This is a genomic window from Ralstonia psammae (assembly GCF_958405935.1).
GTDB lineage: Bacteria > Pseudomonadota > Gammaproteobacteria > Burkholderiales > Burkholderiaceae > Ralstonia > Ralstonia psammae.
On record NZ_CATZBU010000034.1, the window covers coordinates 1 to 5,157 of the forward strand.

A 5,157-nucleotide genomic window follows, 5' to 3' on the forward strand; every position below is an offset into this window, starting at 1 on the left:
TCACTCTCGCTCGCCCCGAGCGTCCATGATCACGCTGAAATGCCGTCCACCATCAGCCTGATCTGACCGTCCACGATCGCTGAAATACGCAACGTCGGGAACCGAGGCGGTGAGCCGCCCGTTCGAGCGCGCTTTCCAGGAGGGGATCCGGATGCTGGCTCAACCGAAGGTTCCCTATCGCGCTTGGGAGTGCCGCTCGCTGAACCAGGCGTCTGTTCAATGGCCGGTTGCTCTGCCTGAGAGGCAGCGTCGAAGCCGCACTGCTTCCTCCAACCATCGAAGCTGTCCTTTGCATTCAAAGACGCCTTGGTTTGGAAAAACGACTCCTCTTGGTAACCCTCCTGGTCCTGGAAAAGCACCCCGGTGTTGGGAGGCGAGGGGGGTGGCATACTACTCGCACCCGCCTCTTGCAACAGGACCGCGATGGCCTCGTGCGCAGCCGACCCATGGACTGCATGATTGACAGCGATATTCCAGGCGCATTCACCGAAGCAGTCGCGTGCATCAATCACATCGCCACTGGGCCGGCTAGCTAGAAGCGCAGCCATTGCAGCCGCTGCCCCACGACGGGCCGCCTCATGCAAGGCAGTATCGCCGTCCGCCGCCTTTGCCCCCGGGTCCAGGCCCTCGGCAACGAGGTAGGTGACGATTTTGTCCGCGTTTTCTGCGGCAGCGCGGTGCAAGAACGTACGTTCAGCGCCATCGACCTTACCAAGATTCACATTGTCCCGACACACCAGGCGCCGGAACACACGGACATCCCCGTCCCGTAAAGCGTCCTCGAGCGTGGCCCCATTGCCCACGGCCTGGTGGGCGGCCCGCCAAGCATCCAGTTCTTGCTGGACATTAGCATTCAATCGTTGAAACGCCCTCGCTGTCCCTGGCGGGATGTCCGCGCCCTGCTCGGCGAGGGCTCCGATCGCATCGAATTCTCCTTCCCTTGCTGCAACCTCCAGAGGCGTCCGCCCCAGGTCGTCCGACGCATTCATGTCGGCGCCCAACTCCACGAGCTGCTTGCACACGCCCGCATAGCCTTCGGATGCAGCCAACCAAAGTGGTGTGGTGCCATCGAGTTGACGCGCATCGACCTCAGCACCCAACTCCGTCACCAGCATCCGAACCGCGTCGGCTTGACCCTCGTATGCGGCCGCGTGGAGAGGCGTCGCTCCTTCCTCGTCCACCGTCTTCACGTTCGCGCGTAGCTCCGCAAGTAGCTTGCACACGCCCACGTGGCCGCGCTCCGCAGCACGCCAAAGCGGTGTTTCTCCTGGCGCGTTACGCGCCTCGACATCGGCACCCAACTCCGTCACCAGCATCCGAACCACGTCGGCTTGACCATTCATCGCAGCAGCATGCAGTGGAGTGTTTCCCAAGCGGTCGCAAATATCCAAGCTGGCGCGGTGCTCACCTTGCAGAACCCGCACGGCGTTCACATGTCCGTATTGCGCTGCAACATAAACAGGTGTCGCACCATCACTCTGCCTTTGCACGTTGACATTGCCGCCGAGCGCACTTGCCACGTCCCTGAGCGCCTCGACGTTGCCGTCCATGGCCGCGGTAAACAACCGCTCGTAGGCTACCGTGCTGATCAGTTGCTGCACGCGCTGCAGCGCCTCTGGATCGCCTGAGTCCGTAACCATGCCGACCGCAGATTCCAATGCCGTCGCGTACGTCTGCTGCAGCGCCGGTGTACCGGCCATCATCACCAGCGTCGCCATGCCGCCGACCACGCGCGCGTTGTTCGAGCCTGCAACCACAGCAAGACCCGGCGCCAAACCGGCCACATAGATGCGCTGCAGCTCGGGCGGGCACATCAACGCCAGTCCCAACATGTTGTCGATCGCGGCCCAGTTGTCGGAGCCGGCAACCGCACCGAGACCGGGCACCAAACCGGCCGCAAAGGCGATCTTCTCCTCAGGCGTCCCGTGCAACGCCGCGATCGCCCCCATTTGGACGATCGCGGCCACATTGTCGGTACCGGCGACGGTACCGACACCGGGTCTCAGATCGGTCACACATGTTCGCTGCTGCTCGGGCGTCCCGAACCACAGCGCCAGCCTCGCCGTTGTGTCGATCGCAGCCACGTTGTCGGAGCGGGCCACCACGGGCGCCGCCGCCAGCAGCGCCGGCACATACGGTGGTACCTCCTCCCGCGGCAGTTGGGCTACATGGGTCAGTACCGAAGCAATGGCGTGGACATCCTCCGAGCGGACCACCTCGTTGAGGGCCTCCTGAAAATGTTGCGCGAGCTCGCTTTGCTGCTGCGTCAATAACCTTTGCTGCTCGGCCAAGTGCCGCTGCTGCGCCGTCAGCTCCTGCACCCGGGAGAGCAAGCTGGGTGGGGCTTCCACAAACGCTGCCGGCGTCCCTGCGACGGCGGGGCGCTGCTGTTCCGGTGTCATGGGTATCGGTTCTTGCGACGGGTCGGGCATGTGTACATCCTGCTGGCCTGGGCGCTCCGCGGTCAGGTGGCCGTTCGCGAGGCCATCGGCGAGCGGCAGCGATGCTCGCCGCCAACCGGACCCTGGTGCAACTCGGCCTGCTGACCACAAAGTAACCGCACCTGACCTACCGACACCCTACCGGTCCGTTTGCACTGGGTACGCCCCACCATTTCCGCCGGACAGTCCTGGCACGCAAAGCGCGCCGCCGCGCGGCGCCTTGCACCGATCACCGTCCCGGGCGACACGATTCCGCCCTGCCGCCCGACCTAGGCCTACGTCGCAAACAACTTGGTCACCTCGCGTTGGCGCCGGCGGGCGCCGGCCATGCTGTAGATCATCCTGGTGGCGGGCGAGGCGTTCCCCATGTGGCTCCGTCTCACATCGAGCGGCACCCCGGATTCTGCAGCGGCGGTGCCGAACGCATGGCGAAACGCGTGTGGGTGTAAAAAGAATGCATGCCGCGCCAACTCCGCATCCCGTGCAGCCAGCCATTCGCGGAACGCGCTGCCAGCCCATTCCATCACGTGGCGCGGGCCACGATCGCTGTAGCCCGTTCGCCCCTGCTCGGCCTTGGCCGGGGCACGCGGACTGGTGCCCGCCTGCACTGGCGCCAGCAGCGGGATAGGGTGCTGCGACGTCATTTACCAATTCCTTGCCCCTTGCCCGGCTGCGAGTACGGGAACCGAGACGAAGGACTCAGGCGGGGCTGCTTGCGGGAGGGCTCACCATCCCCATCGTCAGCACCTCGCTTATTGTTACCTTCCATTGCATGGCTTGCCAGCACTGTTTCAGCTCGAGGCGCCGGTTCCGCAGCGAGCATTGCGGGATTTTCGCCTCCTGGCGACGGGCGAGAACTTTGCGCACCGTTGGCATTGGCAGCGTCGTTGTCCCGTGTCGAGGATAGATAGGGAGCCGCCTCTTCCCGCGCTCGGCGCAGTTGGTTTTGTGCGTAAGTAGCAAACGCGGTTGCCTCCGCTTTCTGAGCGCCCTCCTGCTGGGCCGCTACCCATTCTTGAGCGTGTACTGCCGCTCCCTCACGGTCATCATTTTTGGCCGCCAAAAGCGTGCGGCACTCGGCGGCCTTAGCTCGTGCAAAAACTTGCCGCACTTCGAACTCAGTTCGTGCGGAGATGGGGCCACTGGTTACTTCCAGACGGTTGAGCCAGGCTCTCCGCGCCTCCTCGTGTCGATCTACAGCCACCTCGAACTGCCCCTCCGACTTAGCAATGTCACCGCGAGTGTTGGCTGCAAAACCGAGCGCCATGTGCATGTCACGTTGCGCGCGCTCAACTATCTCGGAAGGCGCCCCGTCTACCGCAACAATGGCCGCATTGCGCCGAGAACTGTGTTCAAAGCACTTAGCCGCTAGCTCTTTTCCCCGATTGTCGCCGCGCACTTGAGTTCCCAACGCTGCGGTGCCTCGCGAGAACGCAATCTGCGCTTGGACTGAATACTGTCTCGCGGTCACCTCAGCAACCAAAGCGGCACCCACCCCAATCACTCGCTGGGCATTGACGAAGTGGCGCTCCGCTTTTTCAAGGTGTTTGATCGCCTCATCCGGTTGCCCACCGTTGAAAACATCGGCGGCGATTTCGTACTCCTCAAGAGCATAGGCGCGGTATGCGAGGGCTCTCACTCCCGCCGCTACAGCCTCGCAAGCCCGCGCCTCCCCGCCATGAGAACCCGCGCTAGCCAAGTGCTGCCCAGTGCTCGCCTGCATCCTAGCGGCTTGGTAATCTGCATTCGCCTGAGCAAGCCATTCCTGAACTGTTCTGCCATCGTCAGCACCATGCTTACTATGCCTTGGCTAATCTGGCTTACAGGCACTGTTTCGGCTCGAGGCGCCAGCTCCGCAGCAAACATTGGGGGATTTGCGCCTCCGGGCGACTGGTGAAAGCTTCGCACCCCCTTGTCATTGGCCGCGTCGTTATCCCGTGTCGAGGGGAGATAGGGAGCCGCCTTTTCTCGGGCTCGGCGCAATTCGTTTTGAACGGAAGTGACAAACGCCTGTCTCTGTCCATCCCGAGCGCCTTCAACCCAAGCCTGTACCCAGGCTTGTGCGTGTACCGCTGCTCCCTCACTGTCGCCTTTTGTCTCAGCCAAAAGCATGCGGCACTCGGCGACCCGGCCTCGCAAATAGATTTGCTGCTCCGGAAGCCGGACACGTTGGGCGTCGGGCGTGCCACCTACGTCCAGGTGGCTGCGGGCTCTCAGCGACGCCTCGTATTCACCTACAGCCACCTCGAACTGCCCCCGCGACTTGGCAATGTCACCGCGAACGCGGGCTGCAAGACCGCGCGCCCCGTGCATTTCACGTTGCGCGTACTCAACTATTTCGGGAGGGGCCTCTTTCTCCGCAACAGCGGCCGCATAGAGCCGATGACTGTGTTCATAGCGCTTGGCTGCTAACGACCTATCCTGGCGCTCTACCGCGTTGCCTCGCAATAACGCGGTTTGAGCTTGGACTACATACTGCCTCGCTGTCACGTCAGCAACGAAAACAGCATCCGCCCCAATCACTCCCGCGGCTTTATCCAAGTGGCTCTTCGCTTTATCAAGGTGTTCGAGCCTCTCATTCGATTGCCCGCCGTGGACAGCGCCCATAGCGAGCTCCCACTCCTTGTAAGCATCTGATATGTACCGTCGCCCCGCCTTGAGGAACTGATGCGATGATCGTCTGCGACGGACACGGACGACCGACTGTGTCCACAAC

Annotated in this window: 3 protein-coding genes; all 3 read right to left on the reverse strand. The window is 62.8% G+C overall.

Annotation, left to right across the window (positions count from 1 at the left end; genetic code table 11):
• Positions 1 to 29: 29 nt before the first annotated feature.
• Positions 30 to 2,432, reverse strand: coding sequence for an ankyrin repeat domain-containing protein (locus R2N16_RS25230; RefSeq protein WP_316669747.1), 2,403 nt, complete (start codon positions 2,430 to 2,432; stop codon positions 30 to 32).
• A gap of 284 nt (positions 2,433 to 2,716) precedes the next feature.
• Positions 2,717 to 3,085: a site-specific integrase gene (locus R2N16_RS25235; protein WP_316669749.1), complete on the reverse strand. Its 369-nt coding sequence runs from the start codon at positions 3,083 to 3,085 to the stop codon at positions 2,717 to 2,719.
• Positions 3,082 to 4,080 (reverse strand): hypothetical protein, encoded by a 999-nt coding sequence (locus R2N16_RS25240; RefSeq protein WP_316669751.1) that lies wholly within the window; start codon positions 4,078 to 4,080, stop codon positions 3,082 to 3,084. The genes R2N16_RS25235 and R2N16_RS25240 overlap by 4 nt, the downstream gene beginning before the upstream one ends.
• Positions 4,081 to 5,157: the final 1,077 nt, after the last annotated feature.

Excerpts from the sequence above, each read along its gene's own strand:
- R2N16_RS25230 (WP_316669747.1), bottom strand. The coding sequence starts at position 2,432 with ATGCCCGACCCGTCGCAAGAACCGATACCCATGACACCGGAACAGCAG.
- R2N16_RS25235 (WP_316669749.1), bottom strand. The coding sequence starts at position 3,085 with ATGACGTCGCAGCACCCTATCCCGCTGCTGGCGCCAGTGCAGGCGGGC.